Origin of the sequence: Flavobacterium sp. UBA7682, assembly GCF_002482945.1 — a bacterium.
GTDB lineage: Bacteria > Bacteroidota > Bacteroidia > Flavobacteriales > Flavobacteriaceae > Flavobacterium.
Map to the genome: position 1 here is coordinate 23,405 of NZ_DLGY01000030.1, position 24,431 is coordinate 47,835.

The following is a 24,431-nucleotide window of genomic DNA, read 5'->3' on the forward strand; positions in this document are numbered from 1 at the left end:
TATTCAATGAAGCGGCATTTTTTTATTCACAACAAATTACTATTTTAGTCCCATAAACTATAAATCACAAACATGAAACTCTTGGGAATAGGCTCCAGAATAAACCACGCCGAATATGGTAAAGGCGTAGTAACCAATGTATCGTCTAAAGAATACTGGGTAACCTTTATAGAAAATGGTTTAGAAACTATCGCTATCGACAGCGAATTCGAAGTTATAGAACACGCCGAAAACGAAGTAGACACCGTAAGTTTTTACGATGTTGAACAAAGTTTATTATCAATCTTAAAAAAATGGAACGGCCTTGGAGAACCTGTTGCTATAGGCGACAAATGGAAAGGTGGCAATATGAAACTCACGCCAGGACAAGCAGGATTAGCCGCTAAAGATGTACCAATCGATGTGTTTTTTCATAAAATCGTAATGCTTCGTGATCGTCTTAGGGTAATGGAACAAAAAATCAACGCCAGTAAATTAGAAGAGATTGAAAAAGTAGATTTACAACAATACATCACCAGAATTTACGGCAGTTTAACCACTTTCAATGTATTGTTTAAATCGCAAACCGATTATTTCGTAGGAGAAAAATCTAAGTAAACTTTAACCTAAATTAAAGGAATTCCTCTGTCGAATTGTGTACTTTTATACTTCTAAAAGAAATCACTCATGAAAAAAATAGTCTTAGGGATTTTGGCAATTGGATTGCTGATATTCGGTTGCAAAAGTTCTTCTTCCAATGACAAAACAAAAACGGTCAATATCACTTTTGAATCTAAAAGCGGTAGTAAAGTCAAAGGTACCGGAACTTTTACTGAGAAAAAAGGCGAAGTAACTTTTACCGCTAATTTCACCGGCTTAAAACCGGGCGTTCATGCGATTCATATTCATGAAAAGTCGGATTGTTCCGCTGCCGATGCCACTTCAACCGGCGGACACTGGAATCCAACGTTTAAAAAACACGGACGATGGACAGATGCCGAACACCACAAAGGAGATATGGATAATTTTTATGCCAATACTGACGGCAATGCTACCGTATTATTCAAAACCGATGAATGGTGTGTGGGTTGTGGCGACGAAACAAAAGATATTTTAGGCAAAGCGGTAATCGTACACGAAAAAGGTGATGACTATACCACACAACCTACCGGAAATGCTGGCGCGAGATTAGCATGTTCCGCTATCATAAAATAATCGTCTTTGGAAGAACAAGATCATTTCTACTTCAAAAATGCTGCAGCATGGCGCGAATGGTTGCACGAAAACCACCATTCCGCCACTAGAGTATACCTGATATTTTATAGGGTTGACAGCCCAATGGAAAGCATGCGTTGGGAAGAAGCCGTTCAGGTAGCCATTTGTTATGGATGGATTGACTCAACAGTGAAACGACTAGACGACGAACGCCGACGCCAAATGTTTACCCCAAGAAAGGACAAAAGCGTTTGGAGCAAACTCAACAAAACGTATATCGAAAAACTCATCGCCGAGAATTTAATGCACGAAAGTGGTATGCGTAAAATTGAAATCGCCAAACAAAACGGTTCTTGGGAATCTTTAGACCATGTTGAGAATCACATCCTGCCCGATGATTTAAAGTTGGCTTTTGACCAAAACAAAACTGCTTTAGAAAACTACAACAAGTTCAGTCCATCTTATAGAAAAAGCTATCTTTATTGGTTAAGTCAAGCCAAAAGAGAAGCAACCCGAAAAGCCAGAATCACTGAAATCATTTCGCTTTGCGAGCAAAATATCAAAGCGCGCGGCACATTTTAAATTTGGTAACAAAATCATTACTTATCACAAACAAAAATGGTTTAGTTTTGTGCCAATAATAAGCACCTAAAATGATTAACCCATCAGTTCACGGTTGGATAGACAAGTTTTTTGCAGAGCAAAATCAGGTAGAGCATTCGTTTCCGCTGAACGAAACGGATTTCTACGCCCGAACCAGAGCCACAGGATTCATTTTTGGTCATGTAGTCAGCTTTGATGCGTCAATTTTGATAGAATCCAAAGACCGATTGCCGCAAGAGTTATCAAAAATTGGAATGCTCAATACGCTTTACCAAATGTACCGTTTGATTAAGCAAAAAAATGATGCGGAAGACTTTATTGTTCAAGCCGTTTCCTTTTATAACTCGATGATTCCGAAAGGTTTCAATCCTTTAAAAAAGATGTTGGAATCGAGTTTGCCTTCGAGTAAATTAGAAAAAATCATTCACGATAGAGTGCAGACCAATGAGGACATGTTTAGCAAAAACTTTTCTCATGTCATTACTAATGCGCTATTGTTTATTGATGTTTTAGCCTTCAAACAACACCTTGAAAAAGGCACTGTTCCCGAAAAATATTCAAACAAAATAGAAGATATTGTTATCAGTATTATTTCGCTTTCGCTAAAAGCCAAAACAGGAATTTCACAACATGATGATTTATTAGCAAAACTGTTTGAGTCGTCTGTTCGTTATAATAAATTTGCCGCCACTACCTCTACTTCTATCGAAGCTTTAGATTTGAGTTACCTGTCTAATAGCCTTGAAAAACATTATATGATTGACTTGGCAGGTATCAGTTTATGGAGTGATGACAAAGTGGAAAATGAAGAGCGTTATTTCTTGTTTAAATTGGGTGAAACCATCAATGTTTCAGATGATTTAATTCTCGAAAGCATCAATTTCATTAATGACTTTATTGTCCGATACAAAAAGGAGATTCCGTATTTCAACTTCTCCAATCCGGTGAAACATTTTTATGACCAAACTACCGAAAGCGTTGTCGTTTTAATCAACAGAAACAAATCGCGATTGCTAAAAGAGATTTCGCAAAGCAAAGAATTGATGCAGCTTTTAGCCAAATCAACCCACAAAGATTTAGATAAAGAGGAAAAGAAGAAGATAAAAAAGCAAATACTTGACATCTGTAAAACCATTCCTTCCTTAACGATTTTTCTGTTGCCGGGCGGAAGTTTGCTCCTACCGATATTAATCAAGTTTATTCCGCAAATGATGCCTTCAGCATTTAATGAAAACATTGAGGATTAAAAAAAAGCAACCTATTTCTAGATTGCTTTTGAGGTATTAAATTAATTTATAGGTATTTTAATTGGTAAACTTCAAGCGGTAAACTTCGTCTAAATCACCATTGGAACTCATATTTACGTCTAAATCGGTTACATAACCTGAGTTTAAACCATAAGCCCAACCGTGTAAAGTTAGTTCTTGACCATTTTTCCAAGCACTTTGAACGATGGAGGTTTTCGCCAAATCAAAGACTTGCTCTTGGGTGTTGATTTCCACAAACTTATTAAAACGCTCTTCCTCGTCTTTAATAGCATTGAGGTAATGTTCGTGCAAACGATAGATGTCTTTGATGTGTCTTATCCAGTTGTCAATTAAACCAATAGATTGGTTACTCATTGCGGCTTTGACACCACCACAACCATAATGTCCGCAAACAATAATGTGCTTCACTTTTAAGACATTGACCGCATAATCCAATACACTCAACATATTCATATCGCTGTGGATAACCATATTGGCAATATTTCTGTGCACAAAAACTTCCCCGGGTTTGGCACCAATAATCTCGTTGGCCGGCACACGACTGTCAGAACAACCTATCCACAAAAGTGGTGGATTTTGACCTTTGGAAAGATCTTTGAAATAATCTTTATCGATGGCGAGTTGAGACTCAACCCATAGTTTGTTGTTATCTAATATTTTTTTATAAAAATCGTCCATCTTTTGTATTTGCATCAAATATAGTAAATAATAAACACCTGTTATTAGGATTGAAACTGATGTTTATCAATAAAATAAACAATTATTAATGTCTCAATTCAGCTACTGAAAAATCAGGATTCAGTTCATCCTTAATGTATTGACTGTCTTCATAAAAAGTTACTTCACCCGTTTCAATGTTGTGCATGGCTCCCACGATACCGATTTCTCCTTTTTCAATCATTTGTTCCAAAATAAAACTGCGCTCGATAATGTTCTTTACATTTCGCTTTACGTTGATTTCCGCTACATTCTCAACAAATACCGGGTTAGAAGCATTGCGATTGTCTTGTGTTGCTTTTTCCTCATAAACTGCAGGCTGAATCTTGGAAAGTAGTTCTGTAAGGTTACCCATTTCGACATGGTCACAAGCGCCTTTGACAGCACCGCACTTAGAGTGTCCTAACACTACAATCAATTTGGAACCGGCTACTTTACATGCAAACTCCATACTGCCTAAAATATCAGTATTAACAATGTTTCCGGCAATACGCACTGAAAAAACATCTCCTAAACCTTGATCAAAAATAAGTTCTGCTGATGTTCTACTGTCAATGCAACTCAAGATAGTGGCAAACGGCCATTGTCCATCGCGTGTGTCATTTACTTGTTCTAAAAGATCACGGTGCGCCTTTAAATTGTTAACAAAACGGTTATTTCCTTTTTTTAATATGTCCAAAGCTTTTCTTGGAGAAATTGATGCTTGTAATTCTTTATTTAATGTTTTCATATCTTTTTTTAAATTTTATTTTTCTAAATCTACCATTTTACGTTTCATGGCATCATATTTTTGTTCAACAGTAACAGTTTTTTTAAAGCCTTCGCTATTTTCGAGCTGATAGGCCTTTTTAAAACCTACTAATTTAACTTTAATATTTTCTTCTTTGGCTCTGATGGTCTTGAACTCTTTAATCAAATCGAGTACATCATGGGCAATATATACTGTATCCGTAGCATTGATAATTACTTTTGAATTTTCCGGTAAATCATTTAAAGTAGATTTTATAGCCGCTTTGTTCAAAAATGAAACTTCTTGGGCCAAATCTATGTGAATTACATCACCATCGGCATACTCTTCTTTTCTGAAGCTATAAGCACGTTTAAGATTTCCTTTTAATACAAAAATGATACTGATGACAATTCCCAAAGCAACGCCTTTTAACAAATCGGTAAAAACAACACCGACAAAAGTGGCTATAAAAGGAATAAACTGGTATTTCCCTTTCTCCCAAAAATGCTTAATTGTTTTTGGATTAGCTAATTTATAACCTACGAGAAGTAAAACGGCAGCTAATGTTGCCAGCGGAATTTTATTCAAAATAAAAGGAATTGCCAAAACACTCACCAACAATAACACACCATGAATAATTGCTGACATTTTTGATTTGGCTCCGGCTGCAGCATTAGCAGAAGTTCTAACTACCACAGAGGTCATAGGCAATCCGCCAAGCAATGAACTGATTATATTACCTAAACCTTGTGCTTTCAACTCTACATTAGTGTCAGTATATCTTTTTAACTTGTCCATTCGGTCTGCCGCTTCAATACACAATAAAGTTTCAATTGATGCCACTACCGCAATAGTAACTGCAACCACCCAAACTTTGCTGTTGGTTATGGCTGTGAAATCCGGAAATATTAGTATTTCTTTAAATTCAGCTAAAGAGGTTGGCACCGGTAATGAAACTAAATGTTCCTTCGTTATTGCCAAATTACTACCCGACTGAATAAAAAACTCATTCAACAGAATCCCTACAATTACAGCAACTAGAGCTGCAGGAACCAATTTCAACTTCTTTAAAAATTTGACTTTATTCCAAGAAATCAATATCGCTAAGGATACTAATGTAATTAATAAAGCGCCTAATTGAATATGGTCTAATACACTGAATATTTCAGTAAAAGTATTTTGACCATCGGGTTGTACAAAAGATTCGTCACCTTCATAATCTTTATCATAACCAAAAGCATGAGGAATTTGTTTTAGAATGATAATCACCCCAATACCGGCCAACATTCCTTCAATAACATTAGTTGGGAAATAATTAGAAATACTTCCTGCTTTAATAAAACCGAGTGCCAATTGAATGAATCCGGCTATCAACACCGCTAATAAGAAAATATTAAAAGCGCCTAAATCAGAAATGGCGGTTAAAACTATAGCGGTTAAACCAGCTGCCGGACCGGAAACACTTAAATGAGATTGACTTAAATAGCCTACTACAATTCCACCCACAACACCTGCAATAATACCCGAAAACAATGGTGCGCCCGAAGCCAGTGCAATACCTAAACACAATGGCAACGCTACCAAGAAAACCACTAAACCTGATGCAAAATCAGATTTAAGGTTAGCAAAAAGATTGATTTTTTTCATACCTATAAATTAATTTAATACATAAAAGCTTCGCGCATGCGAAACCACAACGGATGTATTAAATTAACTCGGGCGGTGGAGAGAATATTTCTTCAGTAGCATTGTCATGACGTGACAAGTTCTCAGAAATAATTTTAGAATTTGGATTTAAAAGCAACTCTGTAAAAGGATAGTCAAAACTTTGTTTTAAGCACTTTACTTCTTTTAAATCTTTATGAATTTCTTCTTCAGCAAAACTATAAAATATAGACACATCTGTACTTTTCTTAATCAAAGTTACCACGGTAGGAGTTGAAAGAAAAGAAACAAATAAGACTAATATTAATCTTGCTATGTATTTCATATCGCAAAAATAAGCATTCAAAGCCCTTTAAAATCGGGCATTATAATAAATTTAACATCTTTTATATTTCTTGTTCTAACCAAGCACTCATCATCCAAATAGTCTTTTCCTGCTCGGCTATAAAATCACTCATCATCGAATTGGTACCTTCGTCGTTAATCTCTCCCGACTGAGAAAGAATAACACGCTCAATTTGTAATAGTTGGGTCAGTGAACTCAAAATTAAGTTGATTCCTTCCTCATCATTATGAACATTTTTCCCAACCGGTAATTTACTGTTTTTAATGTAATCTTCAAAAGTATGTAATGGTGTTCCGCCTAAAGTTAAAACCCGTTCGGCTATTAAATCAATCTTTAATTGACTGTCGTTGTACAATTCTTCAAACTTCAAGTGCAAATCAAAAAATCGCTTGCCGCGAATGTTCCAATGTAATCCTCTCAAGTTTTGATAATACACTTGAAAATTGGCTAATAAGATGTTGAGCTCTGCCGATAATATATCAGATTCTTTTTTAGGTAAACCAAGGCTATTCATTTTCATAATACGGATGTTGAAATTTATATCCAAAGTTAGAAATAATAATGCCTAAAAGCTATAAAATAAATTGATAGTTTTTATCTTTACATCAAATTTTACTATATCATGACCATTACCCAACTTAAATATGTTTTGGCAGTCGCCGAACACAAAAATTTCACGCTGGCTGCTGAAAAATGCTTTGTTACGCAACCTACTTTGAGCATGCAAATTCAAAAGATTGAAGAAGAATTGGCCGTTCAAATATTTGACAGAACCAAGAAGCCAATTCAACTCACGGAAATCGGTCAAAAGATTGTCAATCAATCTAAAAATATTGTCAACGAAGCCGATAGAATTCAGGATATTGTTGACCAACAAAAAGGTTTTATTGGTGGCGAATTTCGTTTGGCCATTATTCCAACAGTGATGCCTACATTGTTACCGATGTTCTTAAACAATTTCATCAAAAAGTATCCGAAAGTTAAACTCATTATCGAAGAGTTAAATACAGCCGAAATCATTACTAAATTGAAGAATGGTCATCTAGATGCCGCAATTGCCGTGACGCCGTTGGAAGACGAAAAAATTAAAGAAATTGTTTTGTACTACGAACCTTTTGTAGCTTATATTCCGGAAAATCACCAATCGTTTCACAAAAAGGAAATTGAAGTCAGCGATTTGAATATCAATGAAATTCTCTTATTGCAAGACGGCCATTGTTTTAGAGACGGTATTTTAAATTTATGTAAAAACCTGAATAGCGAAGAAAGAACCCATTTCCAAATAGAAAGCGGTAGCTTTGAAACACTCATAAAACTAGCCGATGAAGGATTAGGCACGACACTTCTTCCCTATTTACATACTTTAGACTTACCCGCAAAAGACACTTTGAAACTAAAGCATTTTGTAGAGCCAAAACCGGCGCGTGAAGTGAGTTTGATTTTTCCTAAGAACGAATTAAAAATTCACATTATTGACGCATTGCGTTCAACAATTTCTGGGGTAATCAAAGGTGCTATTACTTTTCAAAATGTGGAAATCATCAGTCCGATACAAAAAAAATAAGGAGCTTTGCACAAAACTCCTTATTCTTCTGTTAACTAACTACTGTTAAACAATCTTTTAGTTCCGGATGTTCATTTGTAAAGAACTGAAGCCATTTTCTCAATTGTTCGATTTCATAAGGCAGTAAATTTTTTACTGCTTTTTTTAGTTCTTTAGCGAAAAGAATCGGGTCAAAACTTACTCGCTCGAGTACAGATTTAGTGTAATCGTAGATCATTCTAGGCATAATGGTTAAGATTTGGGGTTATCTTATTGTAAGAACGTTTCGTAAAAGTAAAATAAAAAATGTTTTCGTCCCACAAAAAATGTTAAAAACCATCGTTTAATTACTATAATAATCGATAAAACACATTTTTTAGCATTTTAATTAGCTTTTATCTTACTATATTGATTATTAAATATAAAAAAAGGAACCGTTTAAGCTCCTTTAGTTTTATATTATTTCACATTTAAAATACATTGTCTAAGTTCCGGTTTTTCTTCGGTAAATTTTAGTAACCAATTGGTTAACTCTTCAAGTTCATAAGGTAATAAGAACTTATAGGCTTTTGAAAGCTCTTTGCCAAAAAGGCCAACATCAAAACTTACTCTTTTTAACACTGACTTAGTGTGGTCTAACATTGTTTTAGACATAGAGTGGATTAATTTTTTAGGTTTAGGAATTGGATAAGAACGAATAATTGTTTTATCAAATTTATTGAAAAATTAATCTCGTCAATAGAAAACATAGTTAAAAATAACTACACAAAAAGTTAATTTTTCACAACGCCTTTTGTTGCGCGCAACATCTCTCTTTTACCCGGAGCGCCAGGCAGCTTTTCTACAGAAAATCCTGCAGACAACATAGCCTTTTTAATGGAAGTTCTGCATGCGTAGGTGACCAAAACACCATTAGGTTTTAAAGCTTCATACATTGATTTAAAGATGGCTTCCGACCACAATTCGGGCTGTACTCTGAAACCGAAGGCATCAAAGTAAATCAAGTCAAAAGTATTACTATCCTTGATGTCTTGAAAAAACTGCTTGCGTTTGGTTAACGTAAAATCAGCAGAAATTGAGTTGGTTTCTTCCCAATCAGATTGGTGCATAAGCTCAAAAACTTGCTGCTCATTTTTATCAATTTCTTTGGCATAATTCATTTGCAAAGCTTCCTCTAAAACTACAGGATAGGCTTCTACTCCAACATAATTTATCATTTGATTGGTGTTTTTCTTTGCTTCCAAATAAGTGATAAAAGCATTCAATCCTGTGCCGAAACCTATTTCTAAAATGGAAATGGATTTTCCCTCGAAAAGAGAAAACCCATTCTTTATAAATACGTGATAGGCTTCTTGGATTGCACCGTGTTTCGAATGGTAACTTTCATTCCAATCGGGCAAATGAATAGTGGTTGAACCATCTTGGGTTTGAATAATTTCGCGTTTCAAAATTATTCTTTTATATACAATTTTTTAATCCTTGGAATCGGTCCGCCACATTTTTGTTGGTGACATTGAATACAAGCATCAACACCGGTATTGAAATGCGCTGCGGCATTTTTCGGATCTTTATAAATCATTTCTTGTGCCTTGATAAACTTCGACGCTTGTTCTTTAAAAAAAGCATCATTATCCGATTCATCGGTCATCACGGCTTCATGAATTCTCATAAAATGTTGTGGAAACTGACCAATCGTATCGCCTTTTTGAATGCGTTCTTTTAATCGTTTGTTGTCAACGTACATTTGCTCCATTAAAGCTGCCATTTCTGACATTTGGTACATTTCCAACTTCTTTTCGGTTTTGGGTTCACACTTTTCTTTCGCTACTTTATCTTCCTTTTTTTGACAAGAAATCACAGATAAAGCTAAAAACAGCAACACCAGAATGACAACAATAACTTTCTTCATCGAGGTTTATTTTTTGATGTAAACACCATCAGCCAGAAAAGAATAAGTCACTTCCGGTTTAGTAATTTTAGCAATTTCTGCTTCCGATTTTCCACCGTCTTTCGCATAATGCTTCAATTCTTCCACAGAAACCACATCTACAAAAGCCTTTCCATTAACAATTGCTTTACTGTTGTCAGCATTCAATGGAACGAAGAAACCATAATCTTTAAATTTCACAAAAGAATTATCATCGCCGACCAATTCCATTTTCATCCAACATCCTTTCTTTTTACAAACCGATTTGATAGTAGATTGAAATTGAACCGTAATAGTGTCACCTTTTTTAAGGTTTTTGTACTTATCAAGCATTTGGTCTTTGGTCAAAATCTTAGTTACTTTAAATTTTTCGCCAAATAAGGTATAATCTTTAGCATTAAATACTTTGGTTGGTGTTTTAGATTTTGATTGTGCCATCGCATTGCCACCTACTAACAATACAAAAGCAATTAGGAATAAGTTTATTTTTTTCATGTTTTTCTGTTTTAGAATTACAAAAGTAAACCAATTAACAAATTCACATAATATAATGACAAATAAATTGAATATTTAATGAAAAATTAAGACAAAAAATAAGCCCCAAAAGAGAATTTGAGAAAAAGTATTCAATATTTTTTTGGGGTGTTAAATGCATATATATTTTTATTAGTTTTACAAAAAACTAACAACACAACGCATAATTTGAGGAAAAAATACACAACTATTTGATTTTAAATAAATTAAATATTTTTTCTTCGCAAAACCTATCACTAAATGATGTTAAAAACACCTTCCGAAATCGATATAGTTAGAGCTACTGCATCTAAAATTAAGGATGTCGATTTTGAAAACCTTGCCTTCGGAAATACTTTTACTGACCACATGTTAATCTGTGATTTCAAAGAAGGGCAATGGCAAAAACCAGTTATCAAACCCTACGAACCGTTTTTAATTGATCCGTCTGCTAAAGTGTTTCATTATGGTCAAGCCATTTTTGAAGGGATGAAAGCTTATAAAGATGAAAATGATGACGTTTGGTTGTTCAGACCGGATGAAAATTTACATCGCTTCAACAAATCGGCCAAAAGAATGGCCATGCCGGAAGTTCCGGAAAACATCTTCATTGGTGGTTTAAATGCTATTCTCGATTTAGAAAAAGATTGGGTAAAAAAAGGCTTAGGCAACACTTTATACATCAGACCTTTTATGATTGCGATTGGTTCGGGCGTTATTGCGCAACCCTCAACTCAATATCGATTTATGATTATCCTTTCGCCTGCTCGTTCTTATTATTCGGGTGAAGTGAAAGTAATTATTGCAGAACATTTCAGTCGCGCTGCCAATGGCGGAATCGGAGCGGCAAAAGCGGCCGGAAATTATTCGGCACAATTTTATCCACAAAAATTAGCTCAGGAAAAAGGATTCCAACAAATTATTTGGACGGATGATGCCACGCATACCAAACTGGAAGAAGCCGGAACAATGAACGTTTTTTTCAGAATTAACGATACTTTATATACGGCACCAACCAGCGAAAGAATTTTGGATGGTGTAACGCGTAAAAGTTTAATTGACTTGGCCAAACGCGAAGGTATTAAAGTGGAAGTGCGTTCGGTATTGGTAGAAGAGTTAGTAAACGCTGCCAAAGACGGAAGTTTAAAAGAAATTTTTGGTGCCGGAACTGCTGCGGTAGTGAATCCAATTGTTGGTTTCCAATACAAAGACGTGTATTATGAGTTGCCGAAATTAGAAAACTCATTTGCTTTAGAATTAAAAGACAAGCTGACTAAAATTCAATACAAATTGGCCGACGATACTTTTGGTTGGACAGTTAAAGTGTAGTTCAGTTGACAGTGTTCAGCTTAAAATAATAGCTCCGGGGAAACTCGGAGTTTTTTATTTATAATTATTATGATTCCAGAAACTAAAAGCAACAATCTAGGCAAACTTTAATTAATTTTAGCAAAGCAAATAATGGACAATGACTTATTTAACTTTTGAACCGCATACCGATTTATCAGCTTTTATCAATTGCTATTGGACACTAAATTCCCCCAAAGAAGCTTATCCTGAAAGACAACGTATTGTTCCGGATGGTTGTATGGAAATGATATTTCATTGTGGCGATTTATACCAACAGTATATTGAAGGTGACCATTATATCATTCAACCAAAATGTTTTGTGTTTGGACAAATTACCAAACCATTGTATATTGAGCCTACAGGTCATACCGACATTTTTGCGATTCGTTTTGAAACAGATGGGTTTACGCCTTTTATTACTATGCCGATTAGCAATATGGAAAACCGAGCCGTTCCATTGGAAGAACTATTTGGCGAAGCCGGAATAATTTTTCAACACAAAATACTCGAAGCCACCACGACTGAAGAGCGAATTCAAATAGCCGAAAAATTTTTACTAAATGCGCTAACGGATGCCAAACAAATTGACAAAACCATCAAAGAAAGCGTGGCGATGATGTTGGAATTGAAAGGGCAATTGTCTATCGATGAATTATCGGAGAATATGAAAATCAACCGAAGAATGCTGGAACGAAAATTTGCCACGATAATTGGCGTTAGCCCTAAACAATTGGCTAAAATCGTCAGGCTACAAACTACCTTAAAAATGGTCTTAAAGAATGATTTCAAAAACTTTACTGAAATTGCCCATGACAACCATTACTATGATCAAGCCCATTTTGTAAAAGAATTCAAGGAGTTTACCGGTGTTAGTCCAAAGGCGTTTTATTCTGAAAACTTAAAACTGTCCAACTTGTTTACGGAAAACGAATAAGTTGTCGCGTTTTTACAATTTTGTCAGCAAAGGAACGCTCATCTTTGTCTTCTCATTTAAAACAAACATTATGAAAACTATCCTTAGCTTACTTACACTTTTTACCATTTTTTCTTTTACTCCAAAAGGAGAAACTCCCAAACTAGGCTTTCTGCATGGCACTTGGAAAATGGAAGCCAAAGAAAATTATGAAACTTGGGAAATGGTTAATGACCATGAACTAAAAGGCAGTTCTTATAGAATAAAAGGCGATAAAAAAATCACTACCGAGAATTTGTCTATCAAAATCTCAGGAGATAAAGCAACTTACACTGCCATAGTTCTCGACCAAAATAACGGACAACCGGTTGATTTTGTTTTAAATAAAGAAGTGAAAAACAAATTCTCCTTTGAAAACCTAACCCACGATTTTCCTAAAAAAATACAATATACTGTTGTCGATGACAAAACCTTGTTTGTGGAAGTTTTAGGAGATAACGATCAGGGATTTTCGTATAAGATGTTGAAGCAGTAGTAGAGGAGGGATAAGGGAAAAGTCAAAAGGGATAAGTAAGTCCTCGTTTAAACGATATGAACTTTTCCCTTTTGACTTTTCACTTAATACTTTTACTCTTTCGGCACCGGTTTACGCCGCCATCTGAAAGACTTTGGTAAGTCATCGCCTAAAAGATAACCCCAAGCTTCAAGGGATTCAACCCTGTCAAAAACTACTTTCATCATGGCCATCAACGGAATCGCCAAGAACATTCCGGCTACACCTCCGAGACCGCCACCTATAACAATCCCGACAATAGAAGCAATCGGATTGATTTCAACTTTTGAACTAACAATCCATGGTACTAAAAGATTGTTGTCGATAATTTGTACGACCACATTCACTACAATTATTCCAATAATGATAGACAAGTCACTTGATCCGGTTAGCGAGGCGATTATGGTAAGCAGTCCGGCAATTAGAATTCCGATGTAAGGGATTAAGTTTAAAAGACCGGTTACAACCCCTAATAAAATAGCATATTCAACACCTAGAAATAACAATCCTACCGTTGTAAGACCTGAAACAATCAGCAACTCTATCAACAGTCCTAAAATATAGCTTTGCACAGAAATCTTTATGGTCGTGATAACATCTTGAAGCACACCATGGTATTTTATATTAAATAATTTGGAGAAGAATTTGGTGAAATGCGTTCTGTATAACAATATTAAAAACATATAAATCGGAATCAACACCATCGTAAGCATCGTATCGGTAAAAGTAACTAAGGTGATTCCGATGATTTCTTTTCCGCTATCGGCTGAACTGCTGGTTGCATTACTAACCATTACATCTTGTTCTCTTTTACTAAAGTTAAATGTTTCCGTAACGTAGGCCTGTATATTATGGTAATGAATGTTTACGTTTCTTTTAATCTTACCCCAATCATCGGCCATATCAGCCACCTGAATAGTAATGAAATAAAAAATAGCAATAAAAATCAAAGAGAAAAGCATGACACTGATTAAGGACGCCAAAACGTTGGGCATGTGTAACTTATTACTTAGAAACCCCGTTACGGGTCTTAGCAATATGGCAAACAATAACGCCAACAATAAAGGAGAAAGAACGCTTTGTCCGATATAGAATAAAAAACCAAGTGCTATTATTATAATAAGTATAAAAGCAAATCTTGCATAAAACGGTAGCTGTTGTATGTCTGTTGTCATAATAAATATTGATTGGTTAATTACTTGGCAATTATGATTTTAATACCCTACAAATTTCGGAGAATCTACCCTGCGGATTATTATACAATCCGGTCGATTATTTACATGATTACAATAAGAAATTCATATTGCCTTATCCCTTTTCCCTTATCGCTAATTATCCAATAACCTCAAAAGACCTATATTTGTCTTTACCAAAATTCCAACTATGAAACGCCTATTCTTACTCCTTTTCTTAATGCTATTCTTTACAACTCATTCTTTCGCTTGGGGTAAAAAAGGACACATTATGGTGGCGGAAGCCGCTTTTAACCAACTGGATGCCGCTACCAAAAAGAAAGTGTTATTCTATCTTGACGGCATGACCATACAACAAGCCGCTACTTGGATGGATGAAGTGAGTCAAAAACCGGGTTATGGTTATATGAAAACTTATCACTATGTGAATTTTAACAAAGGCGAAAAAGTAACGCTCAAAAAAGGCAATAACATCCTATCTGTTTTAGATAAAACCATCCGTGAGTTACAAAACAAAAAGCAATTCAATAAAGCCCAAATCAGAACGAAGTTGCTGTTTTTGTTTCACTTAATCGGCGATGTTCACCAACCATTGCATGTGGGTTATGGCTATGACAAAGGCGGGAATAAAACGCAGCTCAATTATAAAAACCAAGGAACCAACCTACATGCGTTTTGGGACAGTGGCATTATCCGACATAAAAAAATTAATTTGAAAGACTGTCTGTCGGCTAACCCATTCTCTAAAACAGAATTAACCAATCTTCAAAAAATCAATGTAGTGACTTGGGCACAAGAATCTAATAACCTACTGAACCAATGCTATGCTTTTCAGAAACCCAAAGTTTCTCAAAAATATGTTGACCATAGTGCCATTATTGTAAAAAAACAAATAGCCAAAGCCGGCGTTAGATTGGCTGCTGTGTTGCGAACTGTACTAAAATAAAGATGAAAATTTACTCCTTTCCTCCTATTTCCAATCCAACTGCCAAAATATTAATCTTAGGCACTATGCCGGGCGAAGCTTCGTTGCGTGCCAATGAATATTACGGACATCCGAGGAATCACTTTTGGAAGTTTTTGTTCACCATTTGCCAACAACCCTTTTCAACGGATTATCAAACAAAGAAAAGTCTTTTGCTGCAAAATAAGATTGCATTATGGGATGTCTTGCAAGCCTGTGAGCGAACAGGTAGTTTAGACAGTGCCATCATGAAAGAAGTCCCAAATGATTTTGTAACCTTTCTCAAAGCACATCCGAACATTACCCATATCTATTTTAACGGTCAAAAAGCAGCTCATTTTTTTAAGCGCTATGTTAAGACTGAATCCATTTATACTTTGGCGACTTTGCCTTCTACAAGTCCGGCGAATGCAGGAATGTCTTTTGAAAAGAAGTTAGTCTTTTGGCAAGAAAATATTTTAAAAGGGATAGCCAATAGCTAAATTGAATACCAGATTTTCCTTGCGCCACGAACCACTGCCAAAATCAATTTGGTCTAAAACCCACCGACTGCCGTCTTCCAAATAAGGTTTTCGGATAGGAAAGGCAAAATCGGTACGCAACAGTAAAAACGAAAGGTCAAACCGAAGTCCAATTCCGGTTCCAACCGCCATTTGATCCATGAACTTTTTAGAAAATTCTGCACCCGGTTTATCCGGATTTTTGTTCATCAACCATATATTTCCGGCATCGACAAATACGGCACCTTTGACAAAACTGAACAATTTGGTTCGATACTCGGTATTGAATTCCAGTTTGATATCACCTGATTGATCGGGTAAAAAAGAACTCGTTCCCGGTTCCGGAAGATAAGAACCCGGACCAATAGAACGCGAACGGAAAGCCCGAATACTATTGGTACCACCAATAAAAAACTGTTTGATAAAAGGAAGTTCGGTAGAATTGCCATAGCCGTAACCGACGCCAACAATAATTCTGCTCGCCAATTGAGACTCTGTTCCAAGCTTCATATAATGGCGAAAATCATTTTCAAATTTGACAAATTGACTGAAAGGAACACCAAGCACTTTAACCGTATCGCCTTGTTTTACATTGGCACCACTAAGTAAACCCGTCAAGGTAGCCGAAGTATCAAACATTCCTTTATAGTAAATGGTATGTCTCCTTGCCGTTTCCATGGTATTGGTATAAGTATAGGAATAAGTCGGGCCAAAAATCAGTTGCTTTTCAATGACTTTCGCCAAAGTTGGATTGGCCTCAATTTGCTCATAATACAAACTGGTCACATTATTCGGACTGACATATTGGATATTAGTGACATTGAATTGGTGTTCCTTACGGATGTTTTCTTTCCATAAATAACCAAAAGAACCTTTAAAGGAATTAAGCGCATACAATTGTTCTCTTTTCTGAAATTCATAACCAATCGTGGCTTTGGTTTTGGGTACAAATCCGCTGGAAGATTTTAATTTAAAAGGCGCTACAAAACGAGGCCAAATCAAACTCGCTTCCGAACCTACTCTATAAACATCAAAGCCGTTATTCTGACCGGATACTTGAACTTCTAATCCGCCAAAAACAGAAACCGTAAACAATTCGGCTCCTTTAAAAGTATTGCGGTTGCTCCAATTCACATTCAATTCGGTTCCGGTGTAGTTGGCCGAATTGGTTTTACCCAAAAGTTCTACCCGAATCGATTTCTTTTTATAAGGCGTGAGATAATAATAAGCATCCAAAACATTATCCAAAGAATCAGAAACGGTAAACTGGTTCTTTACAAACTTGAACGTTCCCAAATTTACCAATCGATTGAGCGAAAGATTGTGGTCGGTTCGGTTGTACAAATCACCTTTAGAAAAATAAAGCGTTCTGTCAAAAATGCGTGGGTTGAATGTTTTTTCCTTGTCAACTATCGTAAAATCTTTATACTGTACAACCGCTGTAGTGTCATTTTCTTGTTTGTCCAAACGGCGCTTATTGTCTTTGATAGAATAATTGGGAAAGATGGTTATTTTGCCAATGGTAAACACTTTTTTGGCTTGCGCGGGCGTTTCAGGTTTGACTTTCAGAATCAAATCGGTTTCATAACTTCCAACGGTGCTGTCGACTTGGACTATCATATAATCCGGACCGAAATAATAATAGCCTTGTTCTTTGAGTCGGGCATCAATTCGGACACGCTCTGCTTTTACCACCTCTAAATCATAGCCTTTGCCTTTCTTAAAAAGTGTCTTATCCTGAGTAGCTGCGATTGCTTTTCCTAATGCCGAAGAATCGGTTGGAAATTTAATTGCTTTGATATGGTATTGTTTACCTGGCATTGCGGTAAATTCTGTGGTAGCACGCTTGCCTATTTTGGTAGAATCGGCCGTTGCCGTCGCTTTAAAATAGCCTCGATTTTCTAAATAATTTTGGAGCAAACGGGTATTGTAATCCAAATCGACTTGGCTAAATAACACCGGTGGTTCGCCAGCTTTAGTGCGCAACCAATGGCGGAACCCTTTTTGCTTTTTTGGTTCTCCTGCCAGATTGTAGAAAAACAGTTTCGCACGAATTCCTAAAAACTTAGTATTGGGTTTGGGACGTACCAATAGCTTTAGTTCTTTGGCTAATGCCTTGCGTTCTTTTTTGGAAGTTGACGTATCTACTACTTTCACTTTGCCGCCAACATACAACAATTCGCCTTCAGGTAAACGCTTGGTATTGCTGCAGGACGATGCAATTAGCAACAGTAAAAAAATAAAACAATATCGGTTTAATGCTTTCATATTTTAATCTCTATTCCGGCTTTATAGGTTGTTCCGCTTTTCCTTTTCTAAGCGTTTTTCTTCCTTAGCTTTTCTTTTCAACTTCCTTTTGATTTCTTTTTCTTCTTCGGAGCGGTGAAAAAGTTCGCTGAACTTATTGTAATCCATAGTGATGATAAAAGCCACTCCGGTTTCTATTACTTGTCCTTGTAAAGCGACTTGGTATTCATTTTTTCGATAAGCTCTTAGGGTGTATCGCCCGTCTTTAGATAGTTTGTAATCTAGAGAAACATCTCCGGCAATATTGGTGGCATCCCGATTAACTTGTTCCGGTCCTTCAATCCCAAAACTACTTCCAACACTTACTTTCAATCGATCATCCAACAATTGTTTGGAAACGCCTACGTTCAAATCGGTTCGATTGGCCTTTTCACCAGTAGTGTAATCATCGGTAGCTTCTAAGTCTAAATCGAGTTCAACGCCTTTGATTAAATCTCCGGCCAAATTGTTCAATTGTTGCGACAATATTTTGCTCACACTTTGACGGGCAAAGGTTTCTGTTCCGGTTCCGGCTTCGCTGGCAAAAGGGTTTTCTCCGATAAAACGATTCAACAACAACAGCGCAAATACCTGTTTGTTCATTTCATCCGGCTGTTGGCGTAGTTGTTCTAATTTGGTTCGCGTGGTGTTCACTATTTCAGAAGAAACATTATAATTACCTTCCGGCAAAATGATATCAAAAGCAATAGTAGGCTTTAGCAATTCACCAGTCATTTTCAACACAGTTTCAAAAGGGATTCGCTGTTTATAGGTATTTCTCACCGTCGGAGAAATATCACCCAACTGGTCATCGAGCAAATCAATCGGCGCGGTTTTAGTTTTATAAACGGCTTTGATATTAATATCTGCCGTCGTCGGTTCGCCTGTCCATAAAATATAACTGCCGCTCTGGATTTCGAATTTTCTTTTCAGGAAATTAAAGGTCATTTCATACGAACCTTCTTGAAGTTCGTAACGTCCGGTTAGCGAAGTTTTTCCGGATTCGTCGATGCTTCCGTTAAGTTGGGCTTCGCCTTTCACTTTAAGGTAATCGCCATTTCCTTTATCAATAACCAAAGTCAATTCGGCTTCTTTATCGACTTCAATATTGACCGAAATATTCATCCCCTTAAATTTGGACTGGTTGAGCGAATCCAAAGCAACATTGAATCTTTCGTCTATGGGTGGCGCATCTTGGTCGATAAATTCAACGATGCCTTCTCTATCGGCTATAGCCGGATCTGATTGTGGTAAAACAATGGTCAATTCTGTGTTTTTATTGACTTTAATACTTCCATCGACAATCGGTTTGTTCAAATCTCCGTTGATGCGCAAACGCGAATCGACATAGAGTTTACCGTAATACAAATCATTGTCTTTTGCCGTCGAATTGGTCACTTTAAAATTATCGGCATTGATCCTAAGGTTAAAAGCATAATCGCGATAATTCGGCGTATCTATTTTCCCTCGCAGTTCTAAAGTATTTTTTTCGGAATCACCTAAACTGAACTTTTTGAACACCATACCTTCTTCTGTAAAACTCATAGAATCGTTCAGTAATTCAAAGGCCGAATTAAGCGTTTTTACTGTAAAAGCACCATTGTGGAATTGCAAATCACCTATGATTTTGGGTTGCTCAAAAGTACCTTTAATATGAAATTTTCCCGAAACATAACCGCTACTTTTTGAAAGTTGGTCGAGCGTAAACGGTTGGATGCTCAACAAATTTAAATGTTGCATATCGAGTTTTAAATCAAAACTTTGATCACCATTTCGGTAAATTCCCGCCAATCCGACTTGATTTCCTTGACCGGTAATTGCTGCTTTTACATCATAGGTATTGGCTACGCGATTGTTGATATTTAAACTGATATCGCCAATGGCTTCTTTCTTATAGGTAAAATTTCCAATAGTCAAATCCGAAGTGAAATTGGGTTGAGTCGCCAAATTTTCAAAAGTCACTTTTCCGTTAATCAAACCGCCGAAAGCCAGTGCTTCTTTTTGTACCATTCGTGATAAGGTGGCGATATCAAAATCGGTAAAGTCAATTGATAAAGGCGCATTAGCAATATTCGATTGAGACTGCAGTTTTATCATAGTATTGCCATTGCGCAACTCAAAATCATTAGCATAAATGCCTTGCTTTCCAAAACTGATCAGGTTGCTTTCCGACAAACTCCACTTTTCATAATTCAGCAGTAAATCTTCGGGTAAAAAGCGGAGTTCTGTTTTACCATTGACCGCTTTTAATGTTCCTGCCACTATGTACTGGTCTTTATTCTTATCATCCAGCAATAGCAATCTATAGCCTAACGTATTGTCTTTTATAATACCTTCTACTAAAGTATGGGGCAAACGGAATTCCGCATTTTGTACTTCATCAATAAAGACGCTGTAAGCTAAGGCATTGTCTTTCGTATTGATATTAATAACCGCATTGTTAATCGTACTCGCACCATAAACGATTTTTGGCATCAAAGCTTTGAGTACAATAGTATCATTAACACTGTTATAACGGCCGTTCATACTGATGGGCTGTAGTTGTGTAATCTCGGGAAATAATTTACTTATGATTGGATCGTTGTTGATGTTAACGCTAAAATTAAACCGTTGTGGTGAGGATACTTTTTTCTTCACCGAAGGTTCAAAATCATAATATTTGGCAAACGAATTGGACAAGGCTGTTGCGATTTGGCTCAACTGGTATTTACCTTCAATAGTCGCTTTTAAAATTTGTGATTTCACTTGTATTGCGGTTTTTTCGGCGGTTGCAGTTGCCAAAACGCTGATTGAATCCAATTGAAAATTCTCTTTCCCATTGGCAAAAAGCAAATGATGAATCGCTATTTTCCCGTTTAGATAATCGGAATCAGCGGTAGATAAATCAGCATCGACTTGACCTTTAAGTTTAAATGGACCGGCATGCAGATTCAGTTTTTCCAAATCGGCTATATCTACATTCAGCTTAACTTTTGTCTGAGGATATTTGTCTTTGAAACTGCCCTCGGATACCAAATCAAACTCAAGATTCGGGTCGTTGATGTTGGCAATAGCTTTATAATTTCCGTTTACAATATTACCTTTTACCGCAAGATTTTGATAAGTATAGCCATTCAAAAAGCCTTTACTCATAAAGCCATCAACATTCGCAGTAGCTGTTTTTGGGTTTAGTCCATTGCCTTTTACTTTGGCTTTTAGGGTAACTTTGCCGATAGCATTGTTTTTAATTAATTGGCCAATATCGAAATTATTCAGTTCGGCGACACCATTATACTTTTCTTTATTTTTTAATCGATAGTCAAAATTGGTTTTAATTTTGGCGGCTCCATAACTGCTGTTTAAAACTACATCAGTATTAAAATTATCCAATTCTCCTTTGAAAGTTCCTTTAACGTTCATCTGTTCCGGAAGCTGAATGTTACTCGGAATAAGCTCCGAACCTAAAACGTTGCGAACATCACCAGCGCTCAATTGAAGATTTTTTATGTCAAGGTTGTACCAAGCTTTTGCGCCATCCGGCAAGCCGATAATTCTTCCGCTGGCAACAATACTCATTGTTCCAATACCACTGATTTGCATTTGAGGAAAAGTAAGATCTCGCAGTTGACCGGTAATTTGACCATTGATTTGGGCTATCGCTTTTGGATTATTTTTAAAAAAAGAGACTTCGTTCAACTCAGGAGCAAATAGTAGAATGTCGGTGAAAGCAATACGACTTTGCTGCAAATTGGCATTCAAACCCAATAATCCCGGATTCTCTTTCAGTGATTCTAAAGACGGATAATTGATTTCCACTTCGTTACGAATCAACGTTTTTGGCGTTTCTAAATACAGCTTTTTGAGCTGTACACCTTTTGAACTGTAAATAAAATCGGTTCGTAATGCTTTCACCTCAACACCACTTTGTTCTTTTACGGCAAAGGATTTGATATTGCCGGAAAAAGCTGTGGTGTTCCACTTCAACTTATTGGCTTCCAGTTGGAGCTGTTTTATATCCAAATGTCTATAATCGATGCCACGAGTTGCTCGGATAGCATTTTCATCATCAAAACGAAAATCGACTTGCTTTATACTGGCATTTGCAAGCGAAACATTCCAGTCGGGCAGTTTTTGTGCAGGGGTTTTGATATTTAGTTCACGGTCGTATTTACCAAAAGTCAGTCCGCCTTTAACACCTTCTAATTCAAACTTATCGATAGTAATTCGTTGTTTGGGCAAATTGGTTTCAGCAAAAGAAACAAAGAGTTTTTCGAGTGAAATTCCACTATTGAGATGCGTACCATCACTGTCATAACTAACCTTTATTTTGGACAAAGCGATTTCGCCCAGTTTGATTTTTAAATCGGGTCTTTTTCTTAGAAGAGAATCTGTCTTTACAATCGTGTTGGTGGTAATTTCCCTTATCAATTCTCCTTGTTTGAGTTTGACATTGAGTCCGTCGAGTTTAATTTTGGCAATTTCAAAACTCATTTGATCAAGGTCAAAGACTTTCATTTTGGTATCAAAATGAACCAAGGATACGTTCAGATTGTTTTTGGTAATGGCATCATCAAAACGCACTTTGATGTTGTCCAAATTGATGTTGTGCACTGAAAATATTGTTTTCTTACTAGTACTTTTAGATTCTTTAGAAGCAAAAGCATCAATGATATAGTCGAAGTTGAAAACAGAATCCTTATCGCGTTTGACATTAGCGGTGATATTTTTAAGGCTAATAGAATTTATTTCTACTTCATCATCAAACAATTTAAACAGACTGATGTCAACGGCTATTTTTCCTCCGGCGAGCAAAGTATCTCCGGATTGGCTTTGGAAATAAACGTCTTCGAGTATGACTTTTTTGGGAAGACCAATTTCAATTCGGCCAATCCGAACCGGCGTGTGAATTTTTCCTTCTAAATAAGCAACCGCTTTTTCCTTGATACTATTTTGCACCGCAGGAATTTGGATTAACAATACCACAAGAAGAAACAGCCCAATAATAGATATTATTACCCAGCCGGTTATTTTCAGTCCTTTTTTTACATACTTATGTAATCTCACTTTACGCTTTTAATGATTACGTGCTAATAATATTAATTAGAAGATATTCAGTTATTGCTACAAATTTGGCATAAAAAAATTAGAATAGCCTTATAGATGAAAAGCATTTTCTTATATAATTCGCATATTGCCGAGGTAATTTTGAAAGTGAAATTTAATAGTTAAGGAATAAAAAAATCGGGAACAAGTCCCGATTTTTCAGTTGCAAGTATGTTGATTTAGTTTTTAATGAATCGTTTCACAGTGCTTTGGTTTTCGCCTTGTAATTGAATGAAGTAAAATCCATCGGATAAATTACTCACATTGATAGCTGCTGTGTTTTGTCCTGAGATCAAATTGCTTTCGGTTAATACTTTCCCTGAAGCATCGATGATGCGGTAGTTGTTGAAATGAGTATTGGCCTCTAAATTCAGGAATAATGTTTCTTTAGTGGGATTGGGATAAACCGCAAAATCTTCTCTGGTATTAGGATTAGTTCCTAAATTGCAATTGGCATTCACTTCTACAACAATTGGTAGGGATTCATTGTTGCTGGAGCTATTCGGACAAAAACTTGGCGCCGCTACAACGTGGTAACTTCCCGGACCGGTAATCAAATATTCCATTTGATTGGCACCATTAATAGGATCTCCATTTCTATACCATTGTATACCGGAATTGTAAGGCATAAAAATGGAAGCCGTAAAACTGCCTCCTGGACACAATAACATATTCCCATTGTTTGGATCAATGGTTACAAATTCATTCATTTCAGAGCCAACCGTAAAACCAACCCAAGCATAACTGTCAATCTGAATCACATTTGATTCATAAGTAACACCGTTTAGCGTTGCCACAACTTTAAAAAGAGATTGGTCATAAGTGTACCAATCATAAGTAAAAGACGACTGAGTTGCCCCATCAATAGCCACATATGGATCATCAGTAAACCAATATTTAGAATACCATTGGTAAGTATCAAAAGGTTGATTAGTAACCGTCGCCGTTCCATTCGTCCAAGGGCAAAGCATCAAGTCACCAGTAATTTGCGGTGCTTGTGCGGAAGCAGTTGCAAAACCAATTAAACAAACGATAAGAAGTAAAGCTTTTTTCATAAGTCAAGTTTTTTAAAAGATTAATTTGT

Annotated in this window: 24 protein-coding genes; 10 read left to right on the forward strand and 14 right to left on the reverse strand. The window is 36.3% G+C overall.

The features are described 5' to 3' along the window. Positions 1–72 precede the first annotated feature (72 nt). The 4 genes from B3C16_RS08295 (at position 73) to B3C16_RS08310 (ending at position 3,044) form a co-directional block, all read left to right on the forward strand. Positions 73–597 (forward strand): hypothetical protein, encoded by a 525-nt coding sequence (locus B3C16_RS08295; RefSeq protein WP_121314244.1) that lies wholly within the window; start codon positions 73–75, stop codon positions 595–597. Between the two features lie 69 nt (positions 598–666). After that, a complete protein-coding gene (locus B3C16_RS08300; RefSeq protein WP_291130807.1) occupies positions 667–1,194 on the forward strand; it encodes a superoxide dismutase family protein in 528 nt (175 codons plus the stop codon). A gap of 6 nt (positions 1,195–1,200) precedes the next feature. Then, on the forward strand, positions 1,201–1,776 hold the full coding sequence (locus B3C16_RS08305) for a YdeI/OmpD-associated family protein (RefSeq protein ID WP_291130810.1): 576 nt from the start codon (positions 1,201–1,203) through the stop codon (positions 1,774–1,776). A gap of 71 nt (positions 1,777–1,847) precedes the next feature. Continuing rightward, positions 1,848–3,044, forward strand: coding sequence for an LETM1-related biofilm-associated protein (locus B3C16_RS08310; RefSeq protein ID WP_291130813.1), 1,197 nt, complete (start codon positions 1,848–1,850; stop codon positions 3,042–3,044). Positions 3,045–3,101: 57 nt separating this feature from the next. Here the strand turns inward: B3C16_RS08310 and can are convergent, their stop codons facing one another. From can to B3C16_RS08335, 5 genes are all read right to left on the reverse strand, one after another. Next, positions 3,102–3,743, reverse strand: a complete 642-nt coding sequence (gene can / locus B3C16_RS08315; protein WP_121314248.1) for a carbonate dehydratase — start codon at positions 3,741–3,743, stop codon at positions 3,102–3,104. A gap of 85 nt (positions 3,744–3,828) precedes the next feature. After that, positions 3,829–4,512: a carbonic anhydrase family protein gene (locus B3C16_RS08320; RefSeq protein WP_291130816.1), complete on the reverse strand. Its 684-nt coding sequence runs from the start codon at positions 4,510–4,512 to the stop codon at positions 3,829–3,831. Positions 4,513–4,527: 15 nt separating this feature from the next. Continuing rightward, a complete protein-coding gene (locus B3C16_RS08325; RefSeq protein ID WP_291130819.1) occupies positions 4,528–6,159 on the reverse strand; it encodes a SulP family inorganic anion transporter in 1,632 nt (543 codons plus the stop codon). Positions 6,160–6,217: 58 nt separating this feature from the next. Continuing rightward, positions 6,218–6,502, reverse strand: coding sequence for a hypothetical protein (locus B3C16_RS08330; protein WP_233549822.1), 285 nt, complete (start codon positions 6,500–6,502; stop codon positions 6,218–6,220). 61 nt (positions 6,503–6,563) lie between these two features. Further along, complete coding sequence (locus B3C16_RS08335) at positions 6,564–7,043, reverse strand: Dps family protein (RefSeq protein WP_121314251.1); 480 nt, start codon at positions 7,041–7,043, stop codon at positions 6,564–6,566. 102 nt (positions 7,044–7,145) lie between these two features. On the opposite strand from B3C16_RS08335, the gene B3C16_RS08340 reads away from it, so the two are divergent. After that, the gene (locus B3C16_RS08340; protein ID WP_121314252.1) at positions 7,146–8,087 is read left to right on the forward strand and encodes a LysR substrate-binding domain-containing protein; all 942 of its coding nucleotides are present in this window, start codon (positions 7,146–7,148) and stop codon (positions 8,085–8,087) included. 31 nt (positions 8,088–8,118) lie between these two features. Here the strand turns inward: B3C16_RS08340 and B3C16_RS08345 are convergent, their stop codons facing one another. The 5 genes from B3C16_RS08345 to B3C16_RS08365 form a co-directional block, all read right to left on the reverse strand. Further along, positions 8,119–8,313, reverse strand: a complete 195-nt coding sequence (locus tag B3C16_RS08345; RefSeq protein ID WP_121314253.1) for a hypothetical protein — start codon at positions 8,311–8,313, stop codon at positions 8,119–8,121. Between the two features lie 212 nt (positions 8,314–8,525). Then, positions 8,526–8,720: a hypothetical protein gene (locus B3C16_RS08350; protein WP_121314254.1), complete on the reverse strand. Its 195-nt coding sequence runs from the start codon at positions 8,718–8,720 to the stop codon at positions 8,526–8,528. Positions 8,721–8,839: 119 nt separating this feature from the next. Next, positions 8,840–9,514, reverse strand: a complete 675-nt coding sequence (gene mnmD / locus B3C16_RS08355) for a tRNA (5-methylaminomethyl-2-thiouridine)(34)-methyltransferase MnmD (RefSeq protein ID WP_291130826.1) — start codon at positions 9,512–9,514, stop codon at positions 8,840–8,842. 2 nt (positions 9,515–9,516) lie between these two features. Further along, positions 9,517–9,975 carry a hypothetical protein gene (locus B3C16_RS08360; protein ID WP_291130829.1) on the reverse strand — a complete coding sequence of 153 codons (459 nt, stop codon included), beginning with the start codon at positions 9,973–9,975 and terminating at the stop codon, positions 9,517–9,519. Positions 9,976–9,981: 6 nt separating this feature from the next. Continuing rightward, positions 9,982–10,488 carry a DUF4920 domain-containing protein gene (locus B3C16_RS08365; RefSeq protein ID WP_291130831.1) on the reverse strand — a complete coding sequence of 169 codons (507 nt, stop codon included), beginning with the start codon at positions 10,486–10,488 and terminating at the stop codon, positions 9,982–9,984. Between the two features lie 279 nt (positions 10,489–10,767). Between B3C16_RS08365 and B3C16_RS08370 the strand changes: the two genes are divergently transcribed. From B3C16_RS08370 to B3C16_RS08380, 3 genes are all read left to right on the forward strand, one after another. After that, positions 10,768–11,835, forward strand: coding sequence for a branched-chain amino acid aminotransferase (locus B3C16_RS08370; protein ID WP_291130834.1), 1,068 nt, complete (start codon positions 10,768–10,770; stop codon positions 11,833–11,835). 139 nt (positions 11,836–11,974) lie between these two features. Then, on the forward strand, positions 11,975–12,790 hold the full coding sequence (locus tag B3C16_RS08375) for a helix-turn-helix transcriptional regulator (protein ID WP_291130837.1): 816 nt from the start codon (positions 11,975–11,977) through the stop codon (positions 12,788–12,790). A 70-nt stretch (positions 12,791–12,860) separates the two neighbouring features. Further along, positions 12,861–13,304 (forward strand): DUF6265 family protein, encoded by a 444-nt coding sequence (locus B3C16_RS08380; RefSeq protein ID WP_121314260.1) that lies wholly within the window; start codon positions 12,861–12,863, stop codon positions 13,302–13,304. Positions 13,305–13,396: 92 nt separating this feature from the next. On the opposite strand, the gene B3C16_RS08385 is transcribed toward B3C16_RS08380, so the two are convergent. Beyond that, positions 13,397–14,497 (reverse strand): AI-2E family transporter, encoded by a 1,101-nt coding sequence (locus B3C16_RS08385; protein ID WP_121314261.1) that lies wholly within the window; start codon positions 14,495–14,497, stop codon positions 13,397–13,399. Positions 14,498–14,705: 208 nt separating this feature from the next. Here B3C16_RS08385 and B3C16_RS08390 point away from each other — a divergent pair, with 208 nt between their 5' ends. Further along, positions 14,706–15,461 (forward strand): S1/P1 nuclease, encoded by a 756-nt coding sequence (locus B3C16_RS08390; protein WP_121314262.1) that lies wholly within the window; start codon positions 14,706–14,708, stop codon positions 15,459–15,461. A 2-nt stretch (positions 15,462–15,463) separates the two neighbouring features. After that, positions 15,464–15,961, forward strand: a complete 498-nt coding sequence (locus tag B3C16_RS08395; protein ID WP_291130843.1) for a DNA-deoxyinosine glycosylase — start codon at positions 15,464–15,466, stop codon at positions 15,959–15,961. Here B3C16_RS08395 and B3C16_RS08400 read toward each other — a convergent pair. The 3 genes from B3C16_RS08400 to B3C16_RS08410 all read right to left on the reverse strand — a co-directional run bounded on the left by B3C16_RS08400 (position 15,938) and on the right by B3C16_RS08410 (position 24,402). Then, positions 15,938–18,247 carry a BamA/TamA family outer membrane protein gene (locus tag B3C16_RS08400; protein ID WP_291130846.1) on the reverse strand — a complete coding sequence of 770 codons (2,310 nt, stop codon included), beginning with the start codon at positions 18,245–18,247 and terminating at the stop codon, positions 15,938–15,940. The genes B3C16_RS08395 and B3C16_RS08400 overlap by 24 nt on opposite strands. 21 nt (positions 18,248–18,268) lie before the next feature. Next, on the reverse strand, positions 18,269–23,308 hold the full coding sequence (locus B3C16_RS08405; RefSeq protein WP_291130850.1) for a translocation/assembly module TamB domain-containing protein: 5,040 nt from the start codon (positions 23,306–23,308) through the stop codon (positions 18,269–18,271). A gap of 218 nt (positions 23,309–23,526) precedes the next feature. Then, positions 23,527–24,402, reverse strand: a complete 876-nt coding sequence (locus tag B3C16_RS08410) for a T9SS type A sorting domain-containing protein (RefSeq protein ID WP_291130853.1) — start codon at positions 24,400–24,402, stop codon at positions 23,527–23,529. Between the last annotated feature and the right edge of the window lie 29 nt (positions 24,403–24,431).

Excerpts from the sequence above, each read along its gene's own strand:
- B3C16_RS08295 (WP_121314244.1), top strand. The coding sequence starts at position 73 with ATGAAACTCTTGGGAATAGGCTCCAGAATAAACCACGCCGAATATGGT.
- B3C16_RS08300 (WP_291130807.1), top strand. The coding sequence starts at position 667 with ATGAAAAAAATAGTCTTAGGGATTTTGGCAATTGGATTGCTGATATTC.
- B3C16_RS08310 (WP_291130813.1), top strand. The coding sequence starts at position 1,848 with ATGATTAACCCATCAGTTCACGGTTGGATAGACAAGTTTTTTGCAGAG.
- can (WP_121314248.1), bottom strand. The coding sequence starts at position 3,743 with ATGGACGATTTTTATAAAAAAATATTAGATAACAACAAACTATGGGTT.
- B3C16_RS08320 (WP_291130816.1), bottom strand. The coding sequence starts at position 4,512 with ATGAAAACATTAAATAAAGAATTACAAGCATCAATTTCTCCAAGAAAA.
- B3C16_RS08325 (WP_291130819.1), bottom strand. The coding sequence starts at position 6,159 with ATGAAAAAAATCAATCTTTTTGCTAACCTTAAATCTGATTTTGCATCA.
- B3C16_RS08330 (WP_233549822.1), bottom strand. The coding sequence starts at position 6,502 with ATGAAATACATAGCAAGATTAATATTAGTCTTATTTGTTTCTTTTCTT.
- B3C16_RS08335 (WP_121314251.1), bottom strand. The coding sequence starts at position 7,043 with ATGAAAATGAATAGCCTTGGTTTACCTAAAAAAGAATCTGATATATTA.
- B3C16_RS08340 (WP_121314252.1), top strand. The coding sequence starts at position 7,146 with ATGACCATTACCCAACTTAAATATGTTTTGGCAGTCGCCGAACACAAA.
- B3C16_RS08345 (WP_121314253.1), bottom strand. The coding sequence starts at position 8,313 with ATGCCTAGAATGATCTACGATTACACTAAATCTGTACTCGAGCGAGTA.
- B3C16_RS08350 (WP_121314254.1), bottom strand. The coding sequence starts at position 8,720 with ATGTCTAAAACAATGTTAGACCACACTAAGTCAGTGTTAAAAAGAGTA.
- B3C16_RS08360 (WP_291130829.1), bottom strand. The coding sequence starts at position 9,975 with ATGAAGAAAGTTATTGTTGTCATTCTGGTGTTGCTGTTTTTAGCTTTA.
- B3C16_RS08365 (WP_291130831.1), bottom strand. The coding sequence starts at position 10,488 with ATGAAAAAAATAAACTTATTCCTAATTGCTTTTGTATTGTTAGTAGGT.
- B3C16_RS08370 (WP_291130834.1), top strand. The coding sequence starts at position 10,768 with ATGATGTTAAAAACACCTTCCGAAATCGATATAGTTAGAGCTACTGCA.
- B3C16_RS08375 (WP_291130837.1), top strand. The coding sequence starts at position 11,975 with ATGACTTATTTAACTTTTGAACCGCATACCGATTTATCAGCTTTTATC.
- B3C16_RS08380 (WP_121314260.1), top strand. The coding sequence starts at position 12,861 with ATGAAAACTATCCTTAGCTTACTTACACTTTTTACCATTTTTTCTTTT.
- B3C16_RS08385 (WP_121314261.1), bottom strand. The coding sequence starts at position 14,497 with ATGACAACAGACATACAACAGCTACCGTTTTATGCAAGATTTGCTTTT.
- B3C16_RS08390 (WP_121314262.1), top strand. The coding sequence starts at position 14,706 with ATGAAACGCCTATTCTTACTCCTTTTCTTAATGCTATTCTTTACAACT.
- B3C16_RS08395 (WP_291130843.1), top strand. The coding sequence starts at position 15,464 with ATGAAAATTTACTCCTTTCCTCCTATTTCCAATCCAACTGCCAAAATA.
- B3C16_RS08400 (WP_291130846.1), bottom strand. The coding sequence starts at position 18,247 with ATGAAAGCATTAAACCGATATTGTTTTATTTTTTTACTGTTGCTAATT.
- B3C16_RS08410 (WP_291130853.1), bottom strand. The coding sequence starts at position 24,402 with ATGAAAAAAGCTTTACTTCTTATCGTTTGTTTAATTGGTTTTGCAACT.